General features: G+C 43.9%; 30 protein-coding genes. 26 read left to right on the top strand and 4 right to left on the bottom strand.

Annotated elements, in window-relative coordinates:
* Nucleotides 1–112: 112 nt before the first annotated feature.
* The gene (locus tag ABXS78_RS13800) at nt 113–1174 is read right to left on the bottom strand and encodes a hypothetical protein (protein WP_366247674.1); all 1062 of its coding nucleotides are present in this window, start codon (nt 1172–1174) and stop codon (nt 113–115) included.
* 288 nt (nt 1175–1462) lie between these two features.
* Here ABXS78_RS13800 and ABXS78_RS13795 point away from each other — a divergent pair, with 288 nt between their 5' ends.
* The 5 genes from ABXS78_RS13795 (at nt 1463) to ABXS78_RS13775 (ending at nt 5686) form a co-directional block, all read left to right on the top strand.
* Nucleotides 1463–1777, top strand: a complete 315-nt coding sequence (locus tag ABXS78_RS13795) for a PTS sugar transporter subunit IIB (RefSeq protein WP_095224228.1) — start codon at nt 1463–1465, stop codon at nt 1775–1777.
* Nucleotides 1774–2109 (top strand): PTS lactose/cellobiose transporter subunit IIA, encoded by a 336-nt coding sequence (locus tag ABXS78_RS13790; protein ID WP_366247673.1) that lies wholly within the window; start codon nt 1774–1776, stop codon nt 2107–2109. Before ABXS78_RS13795 ends, ABXS78_RS13790 begins: the two co-directional genes overlap by 4 nt.
* A 15-nt stretch (nt 2110–2124) precedes the next feature.
* Nucleotides 2125–3453 carry a PTS cellobiose transporter subunit IIC gene (gene celB, locus ABXS78_RS13785; RefSeq protein ID WP_095224226.1) on the top strand — a complete coding sequence of 443 codons (1329 nt, stop codon included), beginning with the start codon at nt 2125–2127 and terminating at the stop codon, nt 3451–3453.
* A gap of 1 nt (nt 3454) precedes the next feature.
* Nucleotides 3455–4870, top strand: coding sequence for a glycoside hydrolase family 1 protein (locus ABXS78_RS13780; RefSeq protein ID WP_366247672.1), 1416 nt, complete (start codon nt 3455–3457; stop codon nt 4868–4870).
* Between the two features lie 102 nt (nt 4871–4972).
* On the top strand, nt 4973–5686 hold the full coding sequence (locus ABXS78_RS13775; RefSeq protein ID WP_095224224.1) for a GntR family transcriptional regulator: 714 nt from the start codon (nt 4973–4975) through the stop codon (nt 5684–5686).
* A gap of 19 nt (nt 5687–5705) precedes the next feature.
* Here ABXS78_RS13775 and ABXS78_RS13770 read toward each other — a convergent pair whose 3' ends face one another.
* Nucleotides 5706–6551, bottom strand: a complete 846-nt coding sequence (locus ABXS78_RS13770; RefSeq protein ID WP_366247671.1) for a MurR/RpiR family transcriptional regulator — start codon at nt 6549–6551, stop codon at nt 5706–5708.
* A 134-nt stretch (nt 6552–6685) separates the two neighbouring features.
* Here ABXS78_RS13770 and gnd point away from each other — a divergent pair, with 134 nt between their 5' ends.
* The 18 genes from gnd (at nt 6686) to gvpU (ending at nt 19277) form a co-directional block, all read left to right on the top strand.
* Nucleotides 6686–7582: a phosphogluconate dehydrogenase (NAD(+)-dependent, decarboxylating) gene (gene gnd / locus ABXS78_RS13765; RefSeq protein ID WP_366247670.1), complete on the top strand. Its 897-nt coding sequence runs from the start codon at nt 6686–6688 to the stop codon at nt 7580–7582.
* Between the two features lie 35 nt (nt 7583–7617).
* Nucleotides 7618–9144, top strand: a complete 1527-nt coding sequence (gntK, locus tag ABXS78_RS13760; protein WP_366249945.1) for a gluconokinase — start codon at nt 7618–7620, stop codon at nt 9142–9144.
* Nucleotides 9145–9204: 60 nt separating this feature from the next.
* Nucleotides 9205–10527: a gluconate:H+ symporter gene (locus ABXS78_RS13755; RefSeq protein WP_095224221.1), complete on the top strand. Its 1323-nt coding sequence runs from the start codon at nt 9205–9207 to the stop codon at nt 10525–10527.
* Nucleotides 10528–11080: 553 nt separating this feature from the next.
* On the top strand, nt 11081–11281 hold the full coding sequence (locus ABXS78_RS13750; protein ID WP_095224264.1) for a DUF3311 domain-containing protein: 201 nt from the start codon (nt 11081–11083) through the stop codon (nt 11279–11281).
* Entirely contained in the window at nt 11278–12735 is a 1458-nt protein-coding gene (locus ABXS78_RS13745; protein WP_366247669.1) for a sodium:solute symporter family protein, read from the top strand. The genes ABXS78_RS13750 and ABXS78_RS13745 overlap by 4 nt, the downstream gene beginning before the upstream one ends.
* A 130-nt stretch (nt 12736–12865) precedes the next feature.
* A complete protein-coding gene (locus ABXS78_RS13740) occupies nt 12866–13441 on the top strand; it encodes a LysE family translocator (protein WP_366247668.1) in 576 nt (191 codons plus the stop codon).
* A gap of 19 nt (nt 13442–13460) precedes the next feature.
* A complete protein-coding gene (locus tag ABXS78_RS13735; RefSeq protein WP_366247667.1) occupies nt 13461–14237 on the top strand; it encodes an AraC family transcriptional regulator in 777 nt (258 codons plus the stop codon).
* Nucleotides 14238–14578: 341 nt separating this feature from the next.
* On the top strand, nt 14579–14935 hold the full coding sequence (locus ABXS78_RS13730; RefSeq protein ID WP_366247666.1) for a hypothetical protein: 357 nt from the start codon (nt 14579–14581) through the stop codon (nt 14933–14935).
* Between the two features lie 15 nt (nt 14936–14950).
* Nucleotides 14951–15214, top strand: coding sequence for a gas vesicle protein GvpJ (gene gvpJ / locus ABXS78_RS13725; RefSeq protein ID WP_095218620.1), 264 nt, complete (start codon nt 14951–14953; stop codon nt 15212–15214).
* Between the two features lie 57 nt (nt 15215–15271).
* Complete coding sequence (gvpO, locus tag ABXS78_RS13720; protein WP_095224213.1) at nt 15272–15544, top strand: gas vesicle protein GvpO; 273 nt, start codon at nt 15272–15274, stop codon at nt 15542–15544.
* 17 nt (nt 15545–15561) lie between these two features.
* Nucleotides 15562–16317 carry a GvpL/GvpF family gas vesicle protein gene (locus ABXS78_RS13715; protein WP_366247665.1) on the top strand — a complete coding sequence of 252 codons (756 nt, stop codon included), beginning with the start codon at nt 15562–15564 and terminating at the stop codon, nt 16315–16317.
* Nucleotides 16314–16577 carry a gas vesicle protein GvpG gene (locus ABXS78_RS13710; RefSeq protein WP_095224211.1) on the top strand — a complete coding sequence of 88 codons (264 nt, stop codon included), beginning with the start codon at nt 16314–16316 and terminating at the stop codon, nt 16575–16577. The genes ABXS78_RS13715 and ABXS78_RS13710 overlap by 4 nt, the downstream gene beginning before the upstream one ends.
* 5 nt (nt 16578–16582) lie before the next feature.
* Nucleotides 16583–17392, top strand: coding sequence for a GvpL/GvpF family gas vesicle protein (locus ABXS78_RS13705; protein WP_366247664.1), 810 nt, complete (start codon nt 16583–16585; stop codon nt 17390–17392).
* 13 nt (nt 17393–17405) lie between these two features.
* The gene (locus tag ABXS78_RS13700; RefSeq protein WP_366247663.1) at nt 17406–17699 is read left to right on the top strand and encodes a gas vesicle protein; all 294 of its coding nucleotides are present in this window, start codon (nt 17406–17408) and stop codon (nt 17697–17699) included.
* Nucleotides 17653–17949, top strand: a complete 297-nt coding sequence (locus ABXS78_RS13695; RefSeq protein ID WP_038564390.1) for a gas vesicle protein K — start codon at nt 17653–17655, stop codon at nt 17947–17949. The genes ABXS78_RS13700 and ABXS78_RS13695 overlap by 47 nt, the downstream gene beginning before the upstream one ends.
* A gap of 4 nt (nt 17950–17953) precedes the next feature.
* Complete coding sequence (locus ABXS78_RS13690) at nt 17954–18259, top strand: gas vesicle protein (protein ID WP_366247662.1); 306 nt, start codon at nt 17954–17956, stop codon at nt 18257–18259.
* A gap of 13 nt (nt 18260–18272) precedes the next feature.
* The gene (locus tag ABXS78_RS13685) at nt 18273–18890 is read left to right on the top strand and encodes a YtxH domain-containing protein (RefSeq protein ID WP_366247661.1); all 618 of its coding nucleotides are present in this window, start codon (nt 18273–18275) and stop codon (nt 18888–18890) included.
* Nucleotides 18891–18905: 15 nt separating this feature from the next.
* Entirely contained in the window at nt 18906–19277 is a 372-nt protein-coding gene (gvpU, locus tag ABXS78_RS13680; protein ID WP_366247660.1) for a gas vesicle accessory protein GvpU, read from the top strand.
* Nucleotides 19278–19385: 108 nt separating this feature from the next.
* On the opposite strand, the gene ABXS78_RS13675 is transcribed toward gvpU, so the two are convergent.
* Both ABXS78_RS13675 and ABXS78_RS13670 read right to left on the bottom strand, forming a co-directional pair.
* A complete protein-coding gene (locus ABXS78_RS13675) occupies nt 19386–19922 on the bottom strand; it encodes a hypothetical protein (protein ID WP_366247659.1) in 537 nt (178 codons plus the stop codon).
* Nucleotides 19923–19982: 60 nt separating this feature from the next.
* A complete protein-coding gene (locus ABXS78_RS13670; protein WP_366247658.1) occupies nt 19983–23231 on the bottom strand; it encodes an efflux RND transporter permease subunit in 3249 nt (1082 codons plus the stop codon).
* A gap of 203 nt (nt 23232–23434) precedes the next feature.
* On the opposite strand from ABXS78_RS13670, the gene ABXS78_RS13665 reads away from it, so the two are divergent.
* The 3 genes from ABXS78_RS13665 (at nt 23435) to celB (ABXS78_RS13655) (ending at nt 26115) form a co-directional block, all read left to right on the top strand.
* The gene (locus ABXS78_RS13665; protein WP_366247656.1) at nt 23435–24313 is read left to right on the top strand and encodes a helix-turn-helix domain-containing protein; all 879 of its coding nucleotides are present in this window, start codon (nt 23435–23437) and stop codon (nt 24311–24313) included.
* A gap of 135 nt (nt 24314–24448) precedes the next feature.
* Nucleotides 24449–24760, top strand: a complete 312-nt coding sequence (locus ABXS78_RS13660) for a PTS sugar transporter subunit IIB (protein WP_095224201.1) — start codon at nt 24449–24451, stop codon at nt 24758–24760.
* Nucleotides 24761–24765: 5 nt separating this feature from the next.
* Nucleotides 24766–26115 carry a PTS cellobiose transporter subunit IIC gene (celB, locus tag ABXS78_RS13655; RefSeq protein ID WP_095224200.1) on the top strand — a complete coding sequence of 450 codons (1350 nt, stop codon included), beginning with the start codon at nt 24766–24768 and terminating at the stop codon, nt 26113–26115.
* Nucleotides 26116–26120 lie beyond the last annotated feature (5 nt).

The raw sequence follows: 26120 nt of genomic DNA, 5'->3' as shown, positions 1-26120 counted from the left end.
CCAGGTTTTAACACGATAAAAAATCAATGCTGAAGTGTGATCTACATTAGATATCTATTAAAGCTATTATTCTAGTCCATTTAAAACGGCTCATCTACTGATGAGCCGTTTTTCATTGGAAGTCATTCGACAATGCAAGTTTGTGATAATAATGGAATTGTTCGATTTGCTGTGCTTCCCATAAGAATTGTGAATAATCGCGGGCATAGCAGCGCATCAAGTAGAACAGACCGTTTTCCTTAAAATAAGTAATGGCTGAATCGTACACATAATCCATTGTGTCACGCTCTACATATTTCGCCCAAAGAATGGCGAACTGCCAGCGATATTCCAGGTTTCCCTTTTCTTCGCATACACGCATGCCGATTTTGTAATAGGTCTCCGCTTGATCGGCTTTTCCTAAAATGTAAAGGGAACGAGTCAGCGTGAATAGTGCCTGTATGTACAAGGGATGTTCCGAGTGCGTAACAGCCTGCAGCAGATACGGGATGCCTTTTTCATCTGCATTTTGTTTGTGGTACATGAGACCGATGTTAAATCCGCATGCAACAACCATATCCTCCTGTCCGAGTTTTTCGGCAATGGAGAGGGCTTCGAGGAGATTGCTTTCTGCCTTATCGAATTCCCGCAGATCGATTTGATTCAATCCTTGGAGGGATTTGCAATTTGCAACCTTCAGTTCATATTGCGGATATGCAGAATAGATAGCTATTGCCTTTTCCAAATGAAAACTGGACAAGGCATTGATGTCTAAGTAATAGAATTGCATCGCCTTATTATAATGCAAGCCGGCATGCTCTTCTTCATCCTCAACTGCGTGCATATGTAACTCTGCTTTTTCCAATAAATCGATAGCTGTAAAGTATTCTTTTCTGCTATACTTCACGATTGCCAGAAAACTATAGTAGAAAAAAGACTGGTAATCGTTCAACTCATCCGGGTTCAACCGCTGCAGTTTTTCCTCGCAAAGATCCGTATCGCCTTTCAGAAAATCAAACCGTGCATCGAGCAGCAAAAAACGATCCCATAGTTCGTCCGTGAATTCACCTTCATGCAAAGCTGAATATGCTTCTTCGCGCAGTTTAGCCGACAAAGTCCGGTCGCGTGTTTTGATTGTTTTATGCCATGTGTGCAGATGGGTGATAAATTGTTCCGTGCTTTCAATAACAGCCATATACCAATACTCCTATTAGTCATAATATGCTGGACGGTTAAGGGGGTGGTGTTAATAGACTGCGATGATAAGAAAACTACTTTCAACTGATTCAAAAGCAGCTATACCGTCCCTAAAAAGATAAAGCTAGTTTAACATATTAAGGCAATGAAAGCCTATTACTATTGCCTAACATGTAGTCAGTGCGACAAAAGACTAAACATTTATTACTAAATGTCTAGACAAATATAAAATTAGTTATATAATACAAATGAAAGCGCTTTTAATAAATCCGAGGAGTGTTATCAAATGAACAGAATCCTTTTAGCATGCAGTTCCGGTATGAGCACGAGTCTTTTGGTCACCAAAATGCAAGCGTTTGCAGATTCCATAGGAGAAGAAGCAAAGATTTGGGCAGTCGGTCAGGATCAGGCAAAAAAAGATATGGCAGAGGCAGATGTTGTACTAATCGGTCCGCAAATGAGCTTTCTCAAAGGGGAACTCGCGGCTGAAGCGCAGAAATATGGTATCCAAGTTGACGTGATCGACATGATGGCATATGGGATGGCTGATGGAGAGAAAGCGTATAAACAGGCGCTTGGTCTGATTGGAGCAACATCATGAGTGAGCTGAAATTAGAAGAGCTGACCGAGGAGCAGGTTTGTTTTCAGATGATCCTGCATAGCGGTAATGCCAGAAGTAAAGTATTGCAAGCACTTCGGCTTTATCGTGAGGGTGATATAGAGAAAGTCAATGACATGCTGGCAGATGCAGAAGATGATCTGTCACTTGTACACAAGGTCCATTTCCAGCTGGTACAGCAGGAAGCAGCAGGCCACCAGCGGCAGGAACTTTCTCTTTTGTTCCTTCATGCAGAGGACCATTTTATGTCTACATTGACGATGAAAGAAATGGTCAAAGAAATGATACCAATTTTCCAAGAGCTGAAGAGCTAAAGGAGGAAGCAGGCAATGTTCGATAAGTTTAGTAAGTTTTTGATTCCGATTGCCGGTAAGCTGAATAACAATCGCTATCTTGGTGTGCTGCGGGATGCCTTCATGCTGGCGTTCCCATTGACGATTTTCGGTTCTATCATGGTCGTTTTGGCAAACTTGCCATTTTTGGACAATGTAATGAGTGAATCGCTGCTCGCTGGTATTCAAGAATCGCTTGGACCAGCGCCGAATGCCACAATGAATATCGCGTCTGTCTTCGTCGTCTTTGGTATCGGGTATTATTTGGCGAAAAGCTATGGAGTGGAAGCCATTTTCGGCGGGGCTGTAGCATTGACCGCATTCCTGCTGCTGACACCATTCGTTGTGTCGACAGAGAGCGGGGAAGTGGTGAGTAATGTACTTGCTGTCGACCGTCTTGGAGCAAAGGGTATGTTCCTCGGTATGATCGTCGCGTTTGTTTCCGGGGAAATTTATCGATTTATTACACAGAAGAAAATTGTCATCAGGATGCCAGCAGGTGTGCCGCCAGCAGTATCGCAATCATTCGCTGCCCTCATTCCGGCGGTTGTCACGCTGTCGGTATTTTTAGTACTTAATATCATTGTGACGCAAGGCTTCAACACGAATTTGCATGATGTCATCTTCAACACGGTGCAGGCACCGCTCGTCGGACTTGGCGGAGGGCTTACGGCTACCTTGATTGCCGTGTTCTTCATCCAAATCCTTTGGTTCTTCGGATTACATGGACAGATCATCATCAACTCGGTCATGGATCCAATCTGGAATACATTGTCTTTGGAAAATCTGCAAGTTTATACAGCTGGTGGTGAAGTACCGCATATCATCAATAAACAGTTCATCGAAGTCTATCTGGTCGGTGCAGGCGGGACAGGGATGACGCTTGCCGTACTGGCGGCAATACTCCTGTTCATGCGGAGCAAGCAGATGAAGCAGGTCGGAAAGCTTGGGATCGGGCCGGGTATTTTCAATGTCAACGAACCAGTCATTTTCGGACTGCCGATTGTTATGAACCCGCTGATTTTGCTGCCATGGATCATTGCGCCGATGGTTGTAACGGTGGTCAGTTATATAGCGATGGCGATTGGTCTCGTGCCGCCGCCGACTGGGGTAACGATACCGTGGACCGTTCCGATTTTCATTAGCGGATTCCTGGCAACCAACTCAATTGCCGGATCTCTGCTGCAGCTCGTTAACGTTTTGATCGTATTCGCCATTTGGTTCCCATTCCTCAAATTTATCGACCGGATGAATATAAAGCAGGAAAGAGAAGCGGAACAGAAAAATGCAAAATCGGATATGCAAGTACCAAAGGAGAAGATTTGATATGGAAGTGACAGAACAGAAGAAAGACCAAGTAAACTATCTATTCCCCGAGGACTTTTGGTGGGGTTCCTCCTCATCGGCACCTCAGATGGAAGGTGCTGCGGATGTTGACGGGAAGACGCCGAATATTTGGGATTATTGGTATGAGCAGGAGCCGAATCGTTTTCATAATGGTATCGGCCCTGCCGATACATCCGGATTCTACTACCGTTACAAAGAAGACATCGCTTTAATGAAACAGGTTGGCCATAATTCTTTTCGATTCTCCATATCCTGGTCAAGGCTGATACCGGAGGGTACAGGAGCAGTCAATGAAAAAGCAGCAGCGTTTTATCAGAATGTAATCGATGAACTGCTGGATAACGATATTGAGCCATTCGTGAATTTGTTCCATTTCGATATGCCGATGGTACTACAGGAAAAAGGCGGCTGGGAAAGCAGAGAAGTCGTCGAGGCTTACAGAGATTATGCGTCTGTATGCTTCCGTTTGTTCGGCGATAAAGTGAAAAAGTGGTTCACGCATAACGAGCCGATCGTGCCGGTAGAAGGTGGTTATCTGTATGATTTCCACTATCCTAATGTCGTAGATTTCAGGAGAGCTGTGCAAGTAGGTTATCATACGCAGCTCTCAAGTTCCCTTGCCATTCAGGCGTACCGGGAACAAGCACAGGATGGGGAGATTGGCATCATTCTGAATCTGACCCCATCATATCCGCGAAGCAGCAATCCAGCTGATGTGGAGGCTTCCCGGATTGCTGATGCTTTCTTCAATCGTTCCTTTCTGGATCCATCTGTGAAAGGGGAATTTCCGCATAAACTGGTAGACATACTTCGTAATGAGGGATATATGCCAGTTTATACGGAAGACGATTTGAAAATCATTCGTGAGAATACGGTTGATTTGCTCGGAGTGAACTATTACCAGCCGCGACGTGTGAAGGCAAAGGAACATAGTGTCCACCCAGATGCACCGTTCATGCCTGACAGATTCTTCGATTCCTATGAGATGCCTGGCCGGAAGATGAATGTGCATCGAGGCTGGGAAATCTACGAAAAAGGAATCTACGATATACTTGTCAACCTGCGAGATAATTATGGGAACATCCCTTGTTTCATCTCTGAAAATGGTATGGGAGTTGAAGGGGAAGAGAAGTTCCGCGACAGTGATGGAATCATTCAAGATGACTACCGAATCGATTTCATCAAGGATCATTTACGGTGGGTGCACAAGGCTTTGAATGAAGGAGCAAATGTAAAGGGATATCATCTGTGGACGTTCATGGATAATTGGTCGTGGACGAATGCATATAAAAATCGCTATGGCTTTGTGTCGGTTAACCTGGAGAAAGACGGGGAACGCACAATCAAGAAAAGCGGCGAATGGATGAAACAAGTCGTACAGCGAAACGGTTTCTGATAGTGGCGGCCAATATGGCCGTCATTTTCATTGGCAGATTGCTGCAATTCCAGTATTTTGATAAGCTAACAACAAACAGATCGGCAGCAGAGGAGGAACACTATGAAATATCAAGTGATATCAGAAGAAATCAGACATCGTATCGAATCAGGATTCTACCCTCTGGACCAGCCGTTACCAGATGAACATAGCCTTGTCGAAGAATTTTCCTGCAGCAGGATGACAGTTAAGCGCGCGCTTGATGTACTTGCATCAGAGGGAATCGTTTTCCGAAAGCGCGGACATGGAACATTCATTGTGCAGTCTTCCTTCCAGTCGGATTACATTCATGTGGGAACGAATGAAACGCTCGGCTTTACCAGTTTAATGAAGGAGAAGCAAGTTACCTCAAAGCTTTTATTGTTTGACATGATTGCTCCTACAGCTGAAGTGGCATCGTACTTGGCCATTTCAGAAGATACGCCTGTGTATCATCATATCCGTGTACGCTGTGTCGATGATAATCCTCATGTTATCGAAGAAACGTATATGCCGACGCCGCTTATTCCAGGTATCACCCCGACAGTCCTGCATAACTCGGTATATGCATACATGGAAAAAGAATTAGGCTTGAAAATTGCAGGATCACGCCGCCGGATCAGAGCGGAGCAAGCAACAGCACAAGACATGAAGGAACTGGGATTATCCGAAAATGAACCGGTACTTGTGATAGAGCAGGTCGCTTATCTCAATACCGGTATTGCCTTCGAGTATTCCTTTGCAAGACATCGGTTTGACAAGTTCGAAATTACAACAGTAAATCTCAATGGAAAGTGACCCGTCAGCTTCTGGCGGGTCACATTTTTGTTGCGGCGATAGCGTTACGAACTTTTTCAACGGAAGTTTGTGCCTTTTCTTTCTGACGCATGATGACTGTTACATAAAGAGCATCGATGATACTCAGTTGTGCAATCCGCGACGCGAGCGCTTCGGAACGATAATCGGTTTCCTCTGAGCTAGTATGCAAGGCAACGTCCACCTGCTGGCCGATAGGGGATTTGGGGAAGCCAGTGATGGCGATCGTTCTGGCGCCTGTTTTCTTGACGGTCTGCAGCAGCTGATAGGCATCCTTGCTGGCTCCCGAATGAGAAAAGATAAAAGCAACATCCTGGTCGGTCAGTTGGGAAGCAGACATGAGCTGCAAGTGAGCATCAGGAAACGCGAAGGCCAGCACACCAGAGCGGACAAACTTATGATACGCATCCATTGCGACCATATTCGATCCGCCAAAACCATAGAACTCCACTCTTCTTGCCTCTAGGAGCAATGAGACAGCCTGCTCCAGCTCCGCCTTGTCCAGCACCTGCAATGTATTTTCCAGGGTTCGGATATTGGAATGAAAAATCTTTTCCGCAACCATTTTTGCCTCATCCGTATCGTTTACGTCTTCGTGCAGCATCTTATTGGGAGAAATGATTTCTGGTGCTAAAGCAATTTTCAGTGCTTGGAAGCCTTTGTAGCCGATTCGTTTACAGAAACGGGAAACAGTAGCATCTGCTACTTCGAGCTGATCTGCTACTTGGCTGATAGTCTGGTGAACAATACTTTCCGGGTGTTCCAAAATGAAATCTGCAATTTTTTTCTCTTTTTCACTCAGTCTTGGATAGTGTGAACGAATCCCCGTTAAACCTTGTTGTGCCAAGAAAATCAGCTGCCTTTCGTCCTATTTGTTACAAGCAGTATAGCACAAATTAACTGAAAGCGCTTGCTATATGAAAATTATTTTCGTATTATGGTATCATAAATCGAAAATTATTTTGAAGGAGCTAACTTATCATGCATATTGGATTAATCGGTCTTGGAAAAATGGGATTCAATCTTGGTTTGAACTTATTGGATAATAACTTCGATGTTACAGCTTTTGATGTAAGTGAAGAAGCACGTGCTAAATTCGCTGAATCCAAGGGATCAGCTGCAAGTTCTTTAAAAGAATTGGTAGAACAGCTGCCAAGCCCTAAAATTGTCTGGTCGATGGTACCGGCTGGTGAAATCACTGATAAAGTGCTAGAGGAATTAAAAGGCTATCTATCCGAGGGAGACATCCTGATGGATGGCGGTAACTCTAACTATAAGCAATCCGTGGAACGATCCAAAATTTTCGCTGAACTAGGCGTACACTTCTTCGACGTTGGTACAAGCGGCGGAACAGACGGTGCTCGTAACGGCGTATGTACAATGATTGGCGGCGATGCAGAGGTGTTCAAGACGATTGAACCTATCTTCCAAGCGATCAGCGTGGAAAATGGCTATCACTACGCTGGTAAAAGCGGCAGCGGTCACTTCCTGAAGATGGTCCATAACGGAATCGAGTATGGCATGATGCAGGCAATTGCCGAAGGCTTCGAAGTGTTAGAAAAAAGTGATTACGACTTTGATTATGAGCAAGTTGCGAAGATGTGGAACAACGGCTCCGTTGTCCGTTCTTGGTTGATGGAACTTGTGGAATCTGCTTTCAGCAAGGATCCAAAACTTGATGCGATTCGCGGCGTGATGCATTCTTCCGGTGAAGGAAAATGGACGGTTGAGACGGCGCTTGAATTGCAAGCTGCAACTCCAGTCATCGCAATGTCACTTATGATGCGTTACCGTTCCTTGGACGAAGATACTTTCTCTGGAAAAGTAGTAGCAGCACTGCGAAATGAATTCGGTGGACATGCAGTGGTGAAACGCTAAAGAAAAGGGAGGGGAAGACGTTGGCAGCTTCCTATATGATCGGTGTGGACATGGGCACAACAAGTACGAAGACAGTCCTGTTCACAACCGAGGGTGAGGTAATTGCAAAGGAAGGCATTGAATATCCTTTGCATTCGCCTACAGCTGAAACCGCAGAACAAGATCCGGAAGTCATCTACCAAGCTGTTGTAACGGCAATCCGGGATACGATTCAGGTAAGCGGCGTAGACAAAGCGGCAATCCGCTGTATTTCCTTCAGTTCCGCCATGCACAGTGTGATAGCAGTTGATGCAAATGATAAACCGCTCACAGCATGTATCACATGGGCTGATAACCGCGCGACGAAATGGACGGAAAAAATCAAAGAAGAGACGGATAGCCATAGCATCTACTTACGCACAGGCACACCGATCCATCCGATGGCTCCTCTATCAAAATTGCGCTGGCTTAAAGAAGAACATCCAGCCACTTTTGAACAAGCAGCTAAGTTCATCTCTATTAAGGAGTATGTCTTTTTCAAACTGTTCGGCAGTTATAAGGTCGATTATTCCATCGCATCTGCAACCGGAATGTTCAACCTGGAAGAGCTTGCTTGGGATAAGGAAGCATTGCAGGTAGCTGGGGTTACGGAAGATAAACTATCTGAGCCTGTTTCGACGACGTACCAATTTGTTGGTCTCACCGAGCAAATGGCAGAAAAACTTGGTGTGCTGCGGCAAACACCATTCATCATTGGTGCAAGTGATGGTGTCCTTTCGAATCTTGGTGTCGGCGCCGTCGAAGAAGGTGTAGTAGCCGTAACAATCGGAACCAGCGGCGCGATCCGAGCTGTAACGGACAAACCGACAACTGATCCGAAGGGCCGTATATTCTGTTATGCCTTGACGGAGAATCATTGGGTTATCGGTGGTCCCGTGAATAACGGAGGCGTCGTGCTACGCTGGGTACGGGATGAACTCGGAGCTGCTGAGACAGAAACAGCAGCTAGACTTGGTATCGATCCATATCAAGTGCTGACAAAAATCGCTTCAACGGTAAATCCAGGATCAGACGGTTTGCTATTTCATCCATACCTTGCCGGGGAGCGGGCACCACTTTGGGATGCCAATGCCCGCGGTTCTTTCTTCGGACTTGGTCTGCATCATAAAAAGGAGCATATGATCCGGGCGGTGCTGGAAGGTGTGCTTTTCAATCTGTACTCTGTGCTGCTTGCTTTAACGGAACTTACCGGTAAGCCGAAACGAATCCAAGCAACAGGTGGATTTGCACGATCTGAAATGTGGAGACAGATGATGGCGGATATATTCGATCAGGAAGTGCATATACCGGAAAGCTATGAAAGCTCCTGCTTAGGAGCAGCTATTCTCGGTTTGTACAGCTTAGGGGATATCGATTCCTTTGATGTGGTAAACGATATGATTGGCAGAACGTATCATCATACTCCAGATCCGGATTGTGTAGAAGTGTATCAGGAACTAATGAGTATTTATATTCAGTTGTCCAGAAGCTTCCAAACAGAATATGAACGAATCGCTGATTTCCAGCGGAGGATGCTGCGCTAAAGCAGCAACTTTCGCCTATAGGTTTGAAAGCGCTTAAATAGAGAGAGGGGAAATCGAGAGATGGAAATCTATCTTTTACTCATGACCTTATTATCAATCGTGATCGTTATCATCGGTGTCACGGTTTTCAAATGGCATGCGTTTATCAGCTTGACCGTGGCCAGTCTCTTCCTTGCCATTACCGCAGGTTTGTCATTTGATCAGATTGTCGGAGCTTATGAGACAGGTGTCGGCGGTGTCCTTGGGCATCTAGTCGGTATCCTTGCGCTCGGTACGATCCTTGGTAAGATGATGGCGGATTCGGGTGCCGGTAATCAGGTGGCAGACTTCTTCGTAAAGATGTTTGGGCCGAAAAGATTACCGTGGGCTATGTTTATTGCCGGTTTCATCATCGGAATTCCAGTATTTTTTGAGGTGGGTATTCTGATCGTACTCCCGCTTGTTATCAGTATCTATAAGACAACAAAGCAGAATATTTTGCTGATCGCTTTGCCTGTCATAGCCGGTCTATCCATTGTGCACGGACTTGTGCCGCCGCATCCAGGTGCACTGGCAGCTATCAGCATTTTCGAGGCAGATCTTGGAATGGTATTATTGTACTCCCTTATTATCGCTATCCCTGCAGGTATTCTAGGCGGACCGGTATTTGCCAAGTGGGTGCATAAACGGGTTATTCCAGTAGGAGAGCCTAATCTCATTAAAGTGACACAGCCTGAAAGCAAGCCAGGCACAGGTATCAGCTTCTTTGTTATCCTGCTGCCAGTCATATTGATGATATTGTCAGCAATTGGGCCATATCTGCCGCTTCCTAGTCTAGCGGAGAAACTGCTTGTCTTTATCGGAAGTCCGTTAGTAGCGCTATTGATTGCAGTATTTGCAGCTTACTATTTCCTTGGTTTCCGTCAAGGTATGAATAAGGATCGTTTGAAGAGAATGACGGAGGAGTGCATCCTGCCGGTTGGTTCCATTATCTTGATTATTGGTGCTGGCGGAGGGTTCAAGCAGGTGCTCATCGACAGTGGAGTTGGCGATACAATTGCGCAAATGTCAGAGCATCTATCTCTTTCTCCAATCGTACTCGCATTCATCGTTGCCGGCCTGATCCGAATTGCAACAGGATCCGCAACAGTTGCGCTGACAACAGCAGCAGGTATTGTATCTCCGATCATCGCGCACATGTCAGGTGTCAATCTAGAGCTACTCGTCATCGCTACCGGAGCCGGTTCCCTCATGTTCTCCCACGTGAATGATGCCGGTTTCTGGATGGTCAAGGAGTACCTCGGACTTACCGTCAAAGAGACATTCCGAACATGGACCGTTCTCGAAACGATACTGTCATTTGTAGCATTCGGCGGCGTATTGATTATGGATATATTCGTTTGATGCAGAAAATCCTTGTTTGTATAGCAGGTGGCTGGTGAGCCTCCTCGTGCTGGCGCACTCCGGGGTCTCACCTAGGCCTTCCTTCCGCAGGACAAGGAATGCTACTTTGTATAACATCGCACGAAAAAATTGGTCTTTATTTTGAGGAGTCTCCGTGTATTTCCTCCGCTAGTTATTAGTAGTAACTAATATCTCTTTTATATATCGATACAGCAGCGCAGGCAGAATACGAAGACTCCTGCGGGAAAAGCACAAGTCGAAGACCCCACAGCGGTGATTTTCCGCGAGGAGGCTGAGGCTGTGCCCGCGGTAAGCGAAGTATTCTGCCGGAGCGGTATCCATACTAGTAATTCGAATAAAAAATCCGAACGATGCAAATTCAATGAAAGATTTGCTTCGTTCGGATTTTTTTGGCTATAGCACTTTTGTCTTAACCACTTGATTTCTTCTTGTTAAATTAATTTTGCTTATCAAGAGCAGAAGGATTATGATATCATCATGTGCTTTTTGAGAGAAAAGCAATGTAAAACAAACTTGGATGGTGAAATCAAAAATGAAACGTTTATATTTTCTCACTGTCATTCCCTTCATCGGGATGCTGGGATTCCTCCCATTCGCAAATAGAGTGGAACCTTTTGTACTTGGCATGCCGTTCGTGATGTTTTGGGTGGTTCTATGGACTGTTCTTACATCGGTTATCTTGGCAATCATGTACAAACTAGATCCACGGAATAAAGAGGATGAGAAAAAATGAATATTGCACTTATAATTATATCGGGATTTTTGCTTTTGGCAGTCTTCCTGGGGATCAGATCCACAAAAGGAAAGGATATGGACCTGGAGCAATGGACAGTCGGAGGCCGAGGATTCAGCGGCATTTTTGTCTTCCTGTTAATGGCAGGGGAAATTTATACAACATTCTCCTTCCTGGGTGGAAGCGGCTGGGCATATGGGAAAGGCGCACCTGCTTTATATGTACTTATGTATATTGGTTTGTCATATGTTATGTCTTATTGGCTTTTGCCGGTCATATGGCGATACGCGAAGGAACATAGACTTGTGTCACAATCTGATTTCTTCGTCAGTAAGTTTAACAGTCCGTATCTAGGTGTACTTGTTGCACTAGTCGGGGTGATTGGTATGATTCCTGTCATTGTTGTGCAGCTTAAGGGGTTGGGAATCATCGTTTCACAAGCATCATATGGGGCTATTTCTATGCAAACTGCTGTATGGATCGGCGCTATCAGCTTAACGATTTATGTGATGCTTTCGGGCGTACATGGTTCAGCATGGACAGCTGCAATCAAGGATATTGTCATGGTAATCGTCATTTGCTTCCTCGGTATCTATCTGCCGCTTCATTATTATGGCGGCTTCCAGCCTATGTTCGAGGCAGTTCACGCGGCTAACCCTGAATTTCTCAAGTTCCCGGATGAAGGCTATAGTATGACATGGGTCATCTCAACTGTTTTGCTGCTCGTGCTTGGGTTCTATATGTGGCCGCAAGTGTTCAGTTCCACGTATACAGCGAAAAGCGAGAAGGTCTTCCGTAAAAACGCGATAATAAGCCCGCTTTATACACTTATGCTTTTATTCGTCTTTTTCGTCGGAACAGCATCGATTCTGGCTGTGCCTGGATTGGAAGGGGAAGATGTGGATCTTTCCCTATTGCGACTATCGATTGAGACCTTCGACCCGTGGGTGATCGGTATCATCGGCGGCGCGGGATTGCTGACAGCGTTGGTACCAGGTTCCTTGCTGGTCATGAATACAGCCACTCTACTTGCAAAAAATATCTATCAGGTGTTTGCACCTAAGACAAGTGACAAGACAATAGGAAAGTTGGCTAGATTGTTTGTTCCGATTGTTTCCTTGCTGGCAGTCTATTTCACACTGCACGGAGGAGCAACGTTATCGAATATCATATTGATGGGCTACAGTCTGATGACGCAACTCGCTCCGTCACTATTCTGCAGCTTGTGGAAGCGCAGCTTCATCAATAAGTATGGGGCAGCAGCGGGAATCATTGCCGGACTAATAACTGTTGCGTATATTACAATCAGTCAAACAACCTTAGTGGATCTTATCCCAGCCTTGCCAGCATCATGGAATGATGTGAACACGGGAATCATTGCTTTGGTCATCAACTGCGTTGTCATGATTATAGTGAGTTTAGCAACGCGGAAAAATAATTGCGTTGCTGAATAAGGTTGAAGATTTGTGGAGACTGCCTATAGGGCAGTCTTTTTTTATTGGAAAGCAATTGCAATAATGTACTATATAACACCAGTTGTTTCGGTTTATATTCATGTTAGACCACTGAAAAAGGAGAGTCAGCATGAATATCACTTCTTTTCTTATTTACTGCTTTATCGTTACATTTACACCTGGACCTACGAATATTGTTATCTTATCAACTGTGAATCAATTTGGTACTAAAAGAGCAATGCGCTATACGTACGGAGCGACCCTCGCATTTAGTCTGCTGTTATTTCTATCTGCTATACTGAATGCAGTACTTGTAACTGTTTTACCGAAAATACTAGTTTTCCTGCAAGTAATCGGAAGTCTTTACATGGTATACCTTGCATATCAAATATATAAGTCAGATAGCTCGAAAAAGAGCGGCCAACTGAACGGCACTTTTCTATCCGGTTTCTTCATGCAGTTTTTAAATCCGAAGGTGATTATCTTTACACTGACTGTCATTCCCAGTTTCGTTATGAAAAACTATACAGAAAATGTAGTGATACTGATCTTTGTTGCTGTTATAACGATAATTGGTTTCTTGGCTTTCATTGGATGGATCCTTTTCGGAACTATCTTTAAGAGATTCCTGCAGAAACATACCAAAGTAGTAAATATACTCATGGCAGTGTTTTTACTCTATGCAGCCTGCATGATATGGATTTAGATAACCAGAGGTGAAGGAAATGGAAAAGTTCATCTATAAGAAGTCGGCTGGGATCACTGTCTTGTCGGCGAGCATGAAGGAATTCACATATAAGAAACATGCGCATAGGGAGTATGCAATGGGTGTTACCTTACGAGGTATACAACAATATAATTTGGAAGGCCACAAGCAATTGTCTTATCCAAATGGCGTGATGTTATTTAATCCGGAACAGACACATGATGGTATGGCACACGATGAGACTGGTCTTGAGTATGTGATGCTGTACTTGGAGCCGGAGTTGCTGCAGGAAATTACAGGGCAAAAGGAATTGATTCGTTTTGCAGAGCCAATCGTATATGATGCTGGACTCGAAAAAAAGATCCTGAGACTTGGTCAGGCAATATTAAATGAAACCGAAGAAGTCCTAAGTAATGAACTAGCAGTTTCTCTAGCAGATAGACTCACAAAAACGGAATTAAATACTACCAGTAAAAAGGATAATGCATTAATTCTGAAGGCGAAGGAAATGATTCACAGCAACCTTCAAGGTGTACTAAAACTGGATGAAATAAGTCATGAATTACAAATTTCGAAATACAAATTTATTAGATTGTTTAACATGCATACGGGCATTTCGCCGTATCAGTATTTCCTAAGTAGCAAAGTCCAGCATGCGAAGCAAATCATAGAGAAAAACAAAGATATATATGAAGCAGTTGCGGCTTGTGGGTTTGTTGATCTGACTCATTTGAATAAGCATTTCAAAAGTGTCTATGGATTAACTGCACATGATTATGTGGTGAATATAAGGTAAGATTCCACTTATTAGAAATTAGAAAGTCAACTAAAAAATGAACATCTTTACAAGGAAACAGTGATTAACAATATTATTAAGAGCAAGAAACGTTGCAACCGCGCTATCGCATCAGATAGCGCGGTTTTCTTATTTTTTGTTACCAATGATGCCAATATCTTCATTCACAATTTTTTTGCTATAAAAGTGATTACTTCTGGGAATGTAGCTTCTATGTGCACAGGAGGTGAGCAATCGTTAAAGCTTACAAAACAATAACAGCTAAGGCAGCAACGCGGCTGGTAACCGGTGTTCTAAAAAAAGCTATTCCCGAGGAAAAGAAGAAAAACCTTAAGAAAAAAATGGGGCAGATAGCAAAGGATCAAATGGAAGCCTCTCTATCGAATAAGGTAGGAGAAAAAGCAGAAACTGCCGCTTCAAAACTTGAACATATCAAGGAAAACAAAGGTACTGATGTACACGAAAAGGCTCAGCAATCGGCCGATAAGCTGAGGACGAAATTACTGGATTGGAAAGATGAACTCCAGGATACTGCAAAGCAGATGAAGGACAAGGTGGAGGGTGACCGCGGATCTGATAACCATGGCCCGCAAGTCAAGTCTGTTTCTAAAATCAAACATATTGAAGATATAAAAAGCTACCGGGATGTAAAAGGGCCGGCAGCAGCGAAAAAGTTGAGCGACGTGAAGAAAAAATAAGAAGGAGTGTTTAACATGGCAGTTCAAAAAAGTACAGATAGTTCCGGCTTGGCAGATGTAATTGACCGCATTTTAGATAAAGGGATTGTAATTGACGCGTTTGTCCGGGTCTCTGTAGTAGGAATTGAAATTCTAACAATCGAGGCCAGAGTCGTAATCGCAAGTGTGGATACATGGCTGCGATATGCGGAAGCAGTCGGGCTATTGCGTGACGAAGTACAAAATGAGGGATTACCGGAGCAAAAGAATGAACGAAGCAATTCCTTATTCAGTGTATGAGGAGAGCAGGCTTTAGGACTGTTTCCTCTTTCATAATTTAGTTAAAGGGGGGGGAATATGAGCATTACAGAAATCATGAAAAAAGTTAGCAGCTTCTTTGAAGAATATATCGCGCCGCCCCATAAAATCACAGCAGTGGAACCGAGACAGGGTGAAGATAGTGCAGACGGATGGACTGTCACTATAGAAGTATTTGAAGAAAGGGATTATATGAAGAAGTATGCAAAAGACGAAATGCTTGGTGTGTATAGCGTCACACTGAATAAAGATGCAGAAATTGAATCTTATTCAAGACAAAGTACACGTTACAGAAGTGCAGTAGATCATTAATAAAGGAGGCAGCAGCAATGAATGGAACGTATGTATTTTGCGCAGTACAGAATCCGGTTCAGCCGAGCTTCGGAGATGTGGAGCTGGATGGCGTTTCTGGAAGCACATATATGATTCACCATAGGGATATGGCATTTGTGGCGGCTAAAGTTCCGCAGAAAATTTATCATCCTACCAAGGATAATTTAATGGCTCATCAAGCTATCCTTTCCTCTGTCATGAAGAAACAGGAAGAGATGATTCCGGTCAGTTTCGGCAATGTTTTTAAAACGGATGAAGATGCCAAGGTGATACTGAAGAAACTAGAACCTCAGTTTACAGAACTATTTCCGGAGATTCGCAATAAGATCGAGCTGGGATTGAAAGTGATCGGCAAACAGGAATGGCTGGAGGAGGAAATTCATAAAGATCCTGCTATCGTCAGACTGAAAGAAGCCGTAAGCAAAAAATCCAAGGAAGCTGGATACTATGATCGAATGAAGCTTGGTGAACTAACACAGAAGTTCTTTACAGACAAGCGCCGGCAAATGGAAGAACAGATTCTTACGCCGCTTCAGAAGCTCGCCACAGCAGCAAAAGCAAATGAACCGATCAGCGAGAAAATGCTGCTTAACAGTGCGTTTTTGCTGGATAAGGAAAAAGAATCTCAATTTGATGAAGCAGTCAATGAGCTCCATGACAAATGGGAAGGAAAAGTAGATTTTAAATATTCCGGCCCATGGCCAGCATATAACTTTATCAATATTCGTTTACAGGTTGAAAAGCCATCATGATCCCTTTTCTGGTCTCTGCACCAATCAAACTACTGATAAGAATTGGGCGAGAAATTAAGGGCGAAGCTGATAAGGAGTATTTCGATATCTCCGTTATACAGCAAAAGTTGATTCAACTGCAGATGCTGTATGAGTTGGAGGAAATCTCAGAAGCGGCATACAAAGAAAAGGAACAGGAACTGCTGCTGCGCTATGAAGTAGCCAAGCAGCGTGAATTGGATGAGTGGGAAAAGCTTGCTGAAGAAGAGGATAAGGAGTAAGGGATATGGAACAGAAGGAAAATTATATTTATTTATACGGTATTGTACCTGTTATTGAACTGGATAAAACGCCATTTTCTTCTTTTGCTGGCATTGATAAGGAACAGCAAGCAGCGGTTGCAATATACGGGGATATTGCAGCTATTTATACGAAAGTGGATGCGGAAGCGTATGAAGGGGAAGCATTGGAGTCGAGAATGAAGGACGACCTTGAATGGCTTCAGGAGAGTGCAATGCACCATCATGAAGTGCTGCTTGATTTGCAAAAGCAGTATACGCTGATTCCAATGAAGTTCTGTACAATCTACCTGAGTCAGGACAGTCTGGAAGAGAAGCTGCGTGAACAAGCAGATACAATCCAAAGTCTATTTGTCAGAATTAAAGACAGCCAGGAATGGAATCTGAAAATCTACTGTGATGATGAACCCCTCCGTGAGCACGTACTGCAGCACAGCCCCAGCATTAAAGAAAAGATGAAGGAAATAGAGAGCTTGCCTCCCGGCCGTCAATTCTTTAAAAAGCGGAAAATCGATCAGCTTGTTGATGGTGAATTAGAAAAAGAGAAAAACCAATTCTGTGAACAGGTACATGCTGAACTAACTGAAATTGCTTCAGAAGAGAAAGTGAAGACAGCCTGGAGCAAGGACGTCACAGGTCGTGAGCTGGAAATGAGCTGGAATAGTGTTTATCTTATCCAGGAGAACCAAGTAGAAGCATTTTTAGAGCTTGTTCAACAGAAAAATGAAGAAAGTGCTTCGTCTGGATGGAGATTCGAAGCAACTGGACCTTGGCCAGCTTATCATTTCGTCTATTAGATGGAGGCACAAGATGAATACACGTGAGACGATCGACAGAAACAAGGATGTTTCCTTGATAGATATACTTGATGTCATCCTCGATAAGGGTGTTGCAATAAAAGGAGATTTAATTATTTCAATTGCTGGAGTTGACTTAGTGTACTTAGACTTGCGAGTGCTGATTGCCTCTGTTGAGACACTAGTACAAAATCAATCCGGTAATACACGGATGGACTTTACATCAGAAGCATTTGATAAACAGAAGGAGGAGTTGGAACATGGAAGTGCAGCAGCCGAAGAGCGGGCGAATCCATTTAGATCCTGATGATGCGGAACATGGTTTGGCACAATTAGTTATGACAGTGATCGAATTGCTTCGCCAGATTGTCGAACGTCATGCCATTCGTCGGGTGGAAGGCGGAACACTATCGGATCAGCAAATTGAAGATCTTGGCATGGCATTGATGAATTTGGAATTAAAGATGGAAGAACTGAAGCTAATCTTCAACTTAAAAGATGAAGATTTGAATATTGACCTTGGCCCATTAGGAAATCTCTTACCAGGAAAGAAGTGAAAACATGGCAGATCAACAAGTCGTTCAGAGCAACACGAGTAACTTGGTCGATGTATTGGAAAAAGTACTGGATAAAGGTGTCGTTATTGCTGGGGACATCACAGTAGGGATAGCTGATGTAGAACTGCTTACCATCAAGATACGTTTAATCGTAGCCTCGGTCGATAAAGCAAAAGAAATTGGCTTAGACTGGTGGGAATCAGATCCATATCTATCCTCAAAAGCAGACAGCAATACGAAAAGGCTGCAGGAGGAAAACGAACAGCTTCAGAAACGCCTGGAATTACTAGAACAAAAAATGTCGGATTAAGGAGGAACAGAAAATGAGTGAAATGAAAGATAAAGTTGTAAATAAGGCAGTAGTTAAAACAGCAGATAAAGTAAGGAAGGTAGATAATACTTGGAATCGGACAATTGCAGGTGGTATAGCCGGAGCCTCAATCGGACTACTAACTAGTCCAAATATCGGGAAGAAAATCGCAGGTACTTTCAAATCAGCGAAAACGAAGGTGACGGGAAAAGACTTAGGTGAATCAGTTAAGCAGATGAAAGACCAGACCATCAATATGGTGCAGGATAAATTTAAAAAAGACAAGAGTTCGGACGAAGATAATAACACAGAAGAACAAGAAGAAAAGAACGAGAATGATAAGAACCACGAGGACAATCAAAATGATAAGAACAATCAGGATAAGCAAGATGATAGCAACAATCAAGAAAATCAAGATGATAACAACAATCAGGATAAACAAAAGGATCCAAGCAGCCAGAACAACCAAGCTAACGAGAACCTGCGTGATGAGAATGAGCATTTAAAGCAGAAAATCGAAGAATTGGAAAATAAATTGAACCAGCTTTTGAATGATAACTCGTCAAAAGAGGAAGATACTGCGAACAGCAATGGAATAACAATCGTGCGACAAGATGACGTAACAAAGTAATTAGGAGGGTTGAAAATGGCTAAAGATGAAATCTTATCATTCTTTGTACAAGCAGCTAATCATCATGATTTCTCCACGGATATAACACTGCATGTGAAAGGTGGGCTGGTCACTGGGACTATCATTTCAGCCGCATCTTATTTCTCCAATTTAAAAGACAGCATCTCAGAAAAAAATGATGTGGCTAAGCAATTGAAGGAAGCTTTGAAGCAGGCGGAGGAATCGGCGGACACCAAGCAAAGCAATGCGGAGTACATTCATTTAAAAAATATGTCCACATATCTATCAGAAAATAAAACTACACCAGCTAATTCTGATCTTCTATGGCGCGGAAAGATTAGCGAGGTAGATGGATTCTTCCTTGGAAGAATATCAGATGAAGAATAATGTAAGCTCCGGCACATTGCCGGAGCTTTTTACTGTAGATGATTCCCCGCTCTGCACGTTACAAGTGTATACGAGTTGCAACATTATGTGTATATAACTCAAGCTTTCTTACTTATTCCCATTAAAAGTTAGACGATCTTGCATTGTTGTTATCATTTCCTCTCTCACAAATGTTTCTCTTAAGCTAAGAACTAGCTGATTATCAACGATGGGGCTTCCCAGAATGTCATTTTCGTAAAGAAGATTAATGGTTAGTTGATCTTTGTTGGTTAAAAGGAAAAGGGTATACAACGAATTGATGCTGTCTTGATCGACAAAACGTTCAATAGCCATTTTTCCGGCCATGCTTCCCCACCATGAATAGAAGGTGTTCAAGCAGCTTTCAAAGCTGTTTTCATCATGAAAAAGTAAACGGAATTTTTCTTTTTGTTGGTAAACAGGCAGGGGAGGATAAGTAGGTGCAGTTAAGGTTTCGTTCCAGTGATGCTGTAATAACGGCTGTAAAATTGATGGTTCTTGCAAATTCCATGGATTTCCTTCTAAGTACGGGAAGCGGTGCTTTTCCTGTTTAACGTAATTATTTACATACAAGAGAAAATTCAGAGAGTCGGATGCTTCTACGGTCAGTATGCGTTCTGGTTTCATCGAATCCTCCAAGTTAATAGAAAAGCCTGCAGTGTATAAATACTGCAGGCTTTTCTTGTTTTATTCCTTAGCTGCTTTCTTCGCTCGTTTTCTTTCCTTGCGGCGCTGGCGCTCTGCTTTATGATGCTCTTGCAGGCTGAAGCGTGTTGTTGCTTCATACACGATAGGTACGATAACAAGTGTCAGCAAGGTAGAACTGATAAGACCGCCCATTACAGTGATTCCAAGTCCTTTCGAGATAAGAACGGAACCGCCGCCTTCGAAGCCGAAAGCAAGTGGTGCAAGTGCACCGATTGTAGCAATGGCTGTCATCAGTATCGGACGAAGACGAGTTACACCGGCTTCGAGAATCGCTTCGCGAGTCGGAATGCCTTCTTTTTCCTTATGAATGATACGATCAACTAGAACGATGGCGTTCGTTACAACGATACCGATCAGCATAAGCACCCCGATAAGGGAGGAAACACTGATTGTCTCGCCGCCGATGAGCAATCCTACCAACGCACCAATGACTGTGAACGGCAGGGAGAATAGGATAGCAAACGGTGCCAGTGCTCCGCCGAATGTTAATACTAGTACGAAGTATACAATCGCAATCGCTGCCAGGATTGCAAGACCAAGCTGGCTGAACGATTCATTAATCTGTTCAGAAACCCCGCCCTGATCGATGCTTACGCCATCAGGCAATTCAAGGTTATCAATCTCTTCTTGCAAACCGCTAGTAGCAGTTGCGATATCATCGCTTGTAATATCAGCAGATACAGAACCGTAAAGTTTTTCATCACGTCGCTGCAATGTATTCGGAGACTGACCGTCTTCGATTTCAGCAATTTCGTTCAGAGCCACTTCTGTTCCGAGTGAAGTTTGGATCGTTGTATTTTCCAGATCTTCTTTATCCTCGAAAGATTCGTTTGCTACTTGCACATAAACATCCAGTGCTTCGCCATCATCATTTTGAATAGTAGCGATTGACGGCTGGCTGCCAATGTTGGACAGCTGAGCCGTGACTTGAGCTGCTGTCAAACCTAACTGAGCCAGTTCTTCCTGGTTGGCTACAATTGTATATTTGTCATATTGCTCAGAAGCATCAGAATCCACGTTAGTAAAGTTATTGTCATTTTCAATTAGATCAATGACCTGCTGAGACGCAGTTTGAATATCTTCTACGTTATCACCGTAGATGTAATATTGTGTTGTGTTGCTGCTTGTGCCCGTCATGTCGATGGATCCCCACTCACCTTGGTCTGTCAAGGCTTGCAGATCATCGACGACTGCTTCTGTCTCGCTTTGGATATCTTCATAATCATCGCTATAGCCTAAATAGAAGAGGGCTGAATCTCCGGTTGAACCTGAGAGCGGATTACCTCCGCTGCTGATTGTATACTGCAACGTCTCAACGCCGTTGCGATCTAGCAGCATATCCTCGGCTTGGTCAGCAACTTCCTGAATGTCTTCGCGTGTTTGACCTGGTTCAGGTGAATAAGACGCAACGACCATATTCTCGCCGGTACTAGGAATAAAGCTGACGCCAATCGAAGGAACTAAGAACAGACTTCCGATTAGTAAAACAAGCGCAATAACGAAAGTGATGATTTTATGCGACAAGCTCCAATTCAAGACTCGCTTGTAGAAATTCGCCAGTTTGCTTGGTTTTTCTTCTTTGTGTACATAATTTTTTGCATCTTCTTCGCTAGTGCCGCGATCCAATCGTTTGCGGAACAATGTATGTGCCACCATCGGTACAACGGTAACCGCAACGAGCAAGGATGCCAGCAAAGCGAATACGACAGCTAATGCGAATGGCAGGAACAATTCTCCGATTTGTCCTTCAACTAATCCAAGAGGAAGGAATACTGCTACTGTTACAACAGTAGAGGATAGAATCGGGACGAACATTTCACGTGTTGCATCAATGATCAAGTCTTTGCCGCGCAGTTTCTCATCTGCCAAGGACATGCGTCGGTAGATATTTTCTACAACAACAATCGAGTCATCAATTACCCGGCCGATGGCAACGGTGATGGCACCCAATGTCATGATGTTCAAGCTGATATCCATTTCATATAGGAAAATCAGACCAATCAAAATCGATAATGGAATCGAAATGATAGAAATGATTGTAGAACGGATATTCCGCAGGAACAGGAGAATGATAATCACAGCGAAAATGGCACCGAAGAGTGCTTTGTTCACCATCGTGTGGACAGAATCTTCGATTGGTGCACCTTGGTCCATTGTTGACGTGATGGTCATACCTTCATGATCATCTTCAAACTGCTTGATTTCTTCTTTTACTGCATTAACAACTTCTACTGTATTGGCGTTTGGATCTTTCGTAATGTCAATCCCGATGGAATCTTCGCCATTTGTACGGGAAATAGATTCTACTTCACCGACTACTTCCACTTCAGCTACATCCTGCAGCTGGACGGTTGGAAGTTCAGTCGGAGCTTGTGCAGCCTGAGCTGCTTGTGCTGCAGCATCAGCTTGACCGCCTGCAGCTGCCTGAGGGCTTTGACCTGCAGCCGCTTCCTGGCCGCCTTGTGCCTGTTGTGCACTTGCACTGCCTGTAACCGGAATTTCCAAGTTACGCAAATCATCAAGTGTGACAATGTTGCCATCTACAGCAACGTTTTTCTCGCTGTTACCGAATTGGTACAAGCCGAGCGGGTAAGAATCACTGCTGTTCTGGATGACTTGACCGACAGTATCCTGTGTCAAACCATTTTCTGCCAGAGCATCTTCATCGTAAGTGATTTGAACTTCCTGCAGCTGCTGTCCAGAGATGCCAACAGAAGCGGCACCTTCAATTCCTTCCAGTGCTGGCTGGAGATCGGATTCGACAGTCTGTGTCAGTTCTTCTATTGTTTGATTGCTATTAGAAGCACTAAGTGTGATGACAGGGAAGGAATTCAAATTGATTTGTGCAGCTTCTGGTTCTTCTGCATCCTCTGGAAGCTGTACATTCTCAAGTGCTTCCTTTACTTCCGTTTCTGCATCATCCAGATTTTTGGAATAGGCGTATTCCAACTGGATAGTTGATGCATTCTGCATCGATGTAGAGCTTACATTCTCTATGCCATCCAAGCTTTGGACAGCTTGCTCAATTGGTTCTGTTACATTTTCCATGACTTCCTCTGGCGGTGCGCCAGGATATGTAGTTGTTACGGTGAGGACTGGTACACTGATATCCGGAAGTGTTTCCAGTTTCATATTTGTTCCAGCATAAATACCTGTCACGACAACCATGATGGTAAGTAACCATACGGCAACCTTATTTTTCAAAGAAAAGTTGATAAACTTTCTCACGGTCCAGCTCCTTTACTCTCCATTTGACCGACTGGTCATTAGTCCTCTATACTATATAGGCAACCACATCACAATGCAACAATTATATCAAGGATATAAGGAAGTTCAATAGCTTAATTACAGCTTAATTCTAAGAATTCATATATTATTCACAGTCTCTTAACACACTTATGACCGACCGGTCAGTCGAAAGGAAAGGCAATATGCAGGAGAAAAAAATCACAATAATTGAACGAGCAACTGAGATTATTGCCAAAAAGGGCTATCATGCTGCAAGCATTCAAGAGATTGCAGTCGCGAGCAAGCTTTCCAAGGGGGCATTTTACCTTTACTTCAAATCCAAGGAAGAGCTGATGGCAGAAATCCTTCGCTATCATATCCGTTTGATAACGAAAGAGATCGGAAAAGTCGATCAGCTGGATTTGGACAGCCGGGAGAAAGCAAAGCTGCGTCTGGCAACCATGATGCGTGAACTCGTCAAACGCGGAAATTTCATCGTAATGCAGCGTCACGATATCGATTCCGATATAGGGAAAGAGATGGAATTGTTTTTCCTGGAGGAAATGGAAAAGGGAAGGCGTAAGACAGAGCTTGATTTGCTTGAAGTATACGGAGAAGAAAGCAAACCGTATTTAAAGGATTTAAGAATGATGCAGGAAGGGATTCTTGCACAAATCATCGGTGATATGCTTCTTCATGGGCTGATCTTGGATCTGGACAAGACAGCTTCTTATATTCTCGAACGAATGGATGATATGGTGGAAGGTCTTTTGAAAAGGAAAGCTGAACCACTTGTGACAGATGCAACACCAGTTTCAGCTTCCATTTTCGAGAAAGAGATGAAGGAGCGGGAAGTAAAACAGGTGTTAGAACGGATGCAGGTTGTTATTCTAACCCTTGATGCAGATGTCCAGGATGTGCAGGAGCTGCAAGGAGTTGTTGAACTGATTCAGGAAGAGATGCAGAAAAAAGAGCCGAAAAAGCTGCTCATCCAAGGCTTGATTGCCAACTTTAAAGGCATCGAGGAACTGGATGGTTTGCGTAAGGAATTGGCAGGACTATTGAATATAAAAGTATTATAGGGCAGAGCCGGGATGCAGCATGCATGCCGGCTTCCTGTACTTAAACAAGTTTCCGTTGTGATACGGCAAAAGAATAGCAGGAAATGTAAACGCTTTCATCGTATATTGAGAGTAAGAACCGAAGGGGGTAGAAAAATGAATATCTTACTCGTATGTGCCGCAGGAATGTCTACTAGTCTGCTTGTCTCAAAAATGGAGAAAACAGCAGTAGCAGAATCGAAAACGTACAATATTCAAGCTGTATCTGCCGATCAGGCGAAAAAACATATTGCACAGGCTGACGTATTGTTGCTTGGTCCGCAAGTACGCTACATGCTGCCACAGATGAAAAAACTAGGAGAAGAGCGCGGTATTCCGGTTGATGTAATCAATAGTGTCGATTATGGTACTGGAAATGGAAAGAATGTGCTTCATCATGCTGAATCGCTATTTGCGAAGAAGGGGTGAGCTAGATGAGCCGGTTCAATGATTTTCTTGAGATGAAGGTAATGCCGATTGCTGGTAGAGTTGCAGCACAGCGGCATCTGGTAGCGCTGCGGGATGGTATCATCCTGACAATGCCATTGATCATTGTCGGATCACTCTTCCTTATTCTAGGTAACTTGCCGATTCCGGGATACGCCGATTTCATGGCTGGTATTTTTGGGGAGTCATGGAGTACGAAGCTGCAATATCCTGTTAATGTAACCTTTGATGTTATGGCGTTATTTGCTTGTTTCGGTATCGCGTACCGACTGGCGCAAGCATATGAATCAGATGGCGTGGATCCGCTGTCTTCAGGAGCAATTGCGCTATCTGCATTCTTGCTTGCAACACCTTACAGTCCTTTCCAAGTTGGAGAAGCTACTGCCAATTTCGTGCCGGTTTCCTTACTGGGCAGCGGCGGCTTGTTCGTCGGAATGCTGGTGGCAATGCTAGCTACCGAGGTGTATCGATTCATAGTTAAAAAGAATATTGTCATCCGCATGCCAGATGGCGTACCGCCGGCTGTGGCGCGGTCATTCATTGCACTTATTCCAGGTTTTGCTGTCATCATCCTTGTTTGGCTTATTCGTTTGCTTGTAGAAGCAACATCGTTCGGTGATATCCATAATTTGATTGCAACTGTTATTGGATCACCGCTTACGCTCGTCGGTTCCTCCTTCATCGGCAGCTTTGTCGCAGAATTGATGATCGTGCTGCTTTGGGTGTGCGGTCTGCATGGTGCCAATATCGTCGGCGGAATCATGTCCCCGATTTGGCTGAAGGCGACAGCTGAAAACGCCACAGCATTTGCTGCTGGCACAGAACTGCCGCACATTTTTACAGCTCAATTCTTTGAAGTGTTCATTCATGTTGGTGGATCAGGGTCGACGATCGGTTTGGTTTTGATCATGATTTGGCGGGCGAAGCTTAAGCAAAATAGACAGCTGGGTAAACTAGCAACAGGTCCAGCGATCTTCAATATTAACGAACCAGTCGTTTTCGGTCTTCCGATTGTACTGAATCCGATTATGATCATACCGTTCATCACTGTCCCGCTCGTAATGGTCATCACCACATACATCGGGATGAGCACAGGTCTGGTGGCTAAACCAGCAGGAATTGTTGTTCCTTGGACCATGCCGCCATTTATCTCGGGTTACCTGGCTACAGGAGGGAAAATCTCAGGTGCTGTTATTCAGCTGATCAACTTAGCGATTGCGATGGTTATCTATTATCCGTTCTTCCGCGCTCTTGAGAAAAACCAGCTTAAGGAAGAGGAAGCAAGACAGCGTGAAGTGGCAGCGTCAGAAGACGGCACAGATCCGGTGAGCAGGTAAAAAGG

It is taken from the genome of Terribacillus aidingensis, assembly GCF_040703035.1.
Taxonomy (GTDB): Bacteria; Bacillota; Bacilli; order Bacillales; family Amphibacillaceae; genus Terribacillus.
This window is presented reverse-complemented; position numbering and strand designations above follow the sequence as displayed.

What these genes read in the sequence shown, in the direction of transcription:
- gvpU (WP_366247660.1), top strand. Translation starts at nt 18,906, where the DNA reads ATGGCTAAAGATGAAATCTTATCATTCTTTGTACAAGCAGCTAATCAT.
- ABXS78_RS13715 (WP_366247665.1), top strand. Translation starts at nt 15,562, where the DNA reads ATGAATGGAACGTATGTATTTTGCGCAGTACAGAATCCGGTTCAGCCG.
- gvpO (WP_095224213.1), top strand. Translation starts at nt 15,272, where the DNA reads ATGAGCATTACAGAAATCATGAAAAAAGTTAGCAGCTTCTTTGAAGAA.
- ABXS78_RS13800 (WP_366247674.1), bottom strand. Translation starts at nt 1,174, where the DNA reads ATGGCTGTTATTGAAAGCACGGAACAATTTATCACCCATCTGCACACA.
- gnd (WP_366247670.1), top strand. Translation starts at nt 6,686, where the DNA reads ATGCATATTGGATTAATCGGTCTTGGAAAAATGGGATTCAATCTTGGT.
- ABXS78_RS13755 (WP_095224221.1), top strand. Translation starts at nt 9,205, where the DNA reads ATGGAAATCTATCTTTTACTCATGACCTTATTATCAATCGTGATCGTT.
- ABXS78_RS13735 (WP_366247667.1), top strand. Translation starts at nt 13,461, where the DNA reads ATGGAAAAGTTCATCTATAAGAAGTCGGCTGGGATCACTGTCTTGTCG.
- ABXS78_RS13750 (WP_095224264.1), top strand. Translation starts at nt 11,081, where the DNA reads ATGAAACGTTTATATTTTCTCACTGTCATTCCCTTCATCGGGATGCTG.
- ABXS78_RS13700 (WP_366247663.1), top strand. Translation starts at nt 17,406, where the DNA reads ATGAATACACGTGAGACGATCGACAGAAACAAGGATGTTTCCTTGATA.
- ABXS78_RS13685 (WP_366247661.1), top strand. Translation starts at nt 18,273, where the DNA reads ATGAGTGAAATGAAAGATAAAGTTGTAAATAAGGCAGTAGTTAAAACA.
- gntK (WP_366249945.1), top strand. Translation starts at nt 7,618, where the DNA reads ATGATCGGTGTGGACATGGGCACAACAAGTACGAAGACAGTCCTGTTC.
- ABXS78_RS13675 (WP_366247659.1), bottom strand. Translation starts at nt 19,922, where the DNA reads ATGAAACCAGAACGCATACTGACCGTAGAAGCATCCGACTCTCTGAAT.
- ABXS78_RS13740 (WP_366247668.1), top strand. Translation starts at nt 12,866, where the DNA reads ATGAATATCACTTCTTTTCTTATTTACTGCTTTATCGTTACATTTACA.
- ABXS78_RS13790 (WP_366247673.1), top strand. Translation starts at nt 1,774, where the DNA reads ATGAGTGAGCTGAAATTAGAAGAGCTGACCGAGGAGCAGGTTTGTTTT.
- ABXS78_RS13775 (WP_095224224.1), top strand. Translation starts at nt 4,973, where the DNA reads ATGAAATATCAAGTGATATCAGAAGAAATCAGACATCGTATCGAATCA.
- ABXS78_RS13710 (WP_095224211.1), top strand. Translation starts at nt 16,314, where the DNA reads ATGATCCCTTTTCTGGTCTCTGCACCAATCAAACTACTGATAAGAATT.
- ABXS78_RS13780 (WP_366247672.1), top strand. Translation starts at nt 3,455, where the DNA reads ATGGAAGTGACAGAACAGAAGAAAGACCAAGTAAACTATCTATTCCCC.
- ABXS78_RS13745 (WP_366247669.1), top strand. Translation starts at nt 11,278, where the DNA reads ATGAATATTGCACTTATAATTATATCGGGATTTTTGCTTTTGGCAGTC.
- ABXS78_RS13690 (WP_366247662.1), top strand. Translation starts at nt 17,954, where the DNA reads ATGGCAGATCAACAAGTCGTTCAGAGCAACACGAGTAACTTGGTCGAT.
- celB (WP_095224200.1), top strand. Translation starts at nt 24,766, where the DNA reads ATGAGCCGGTTCAATGATTTTCTTGAGATGAAGGTAATGCCGATTGCT.
- ABXS78_RS13665 (WP_366247656.1), top strand. Translation starts at nt 23,435, where the DNA reads ATGCAGGAGAAAAAAATCACAATAATTGAACGAGCAACTGAGATTATT.
- celB (WP_095224226.1), top strand. Translation starts at nt 2,125, where the DNA reads ATGTTCGATAAGTTTAGTAAGTTTTTGATTCCGATTGCCGGTAAGCTG.
- ABXS78_RS13705 (WP_366247664.1), top strand. Translation starts at nt 16,583, where the DNA reads ATGGAACAGAAGGAAAATTATATTTATTTATACGGTATTGTACCTGTT.
- gvpJ (WP_095218620.1), top strand. Translation starts at nt 14,951, where the DNA reads ATGGCAGTTCAAAAAAGTACAGATAGTTCCGGCTTGGCAGATGTAATT.
- ABXS78_RS13795 (WP_095224228.1), top strand. Translation starts at nt 1,463, where the DNA reads ATGAACAGAATCCTTTTAGCATGCAGTTCCGGTATGAGCACGAGTCTT.
- ABXS78_RS13730 (WP_366247666.1), top strand. Translation starts at nt 14,579, where the DNA reads ATGGGGCAGATAGCAAAGGATCAAATGGAAGCCTCTCTATCGAATAAG.
- ABXS78_RS13660 (WP_095224201.1), top strand. Translation starts at nt 24,449, where the DNA reads ATGAATATCTTACTCGTATGTGCCGCAGGAATGTCTACTAGTCTGCTT.
- ABXS78_RS13695 (WP_038564390.1), top strand. Translation starts at nt 17,653, where the DNA reads ATGGAAGTGCAGCAGCCGAAGAGCGGGCGAATCCATTTAGATCCTGAT.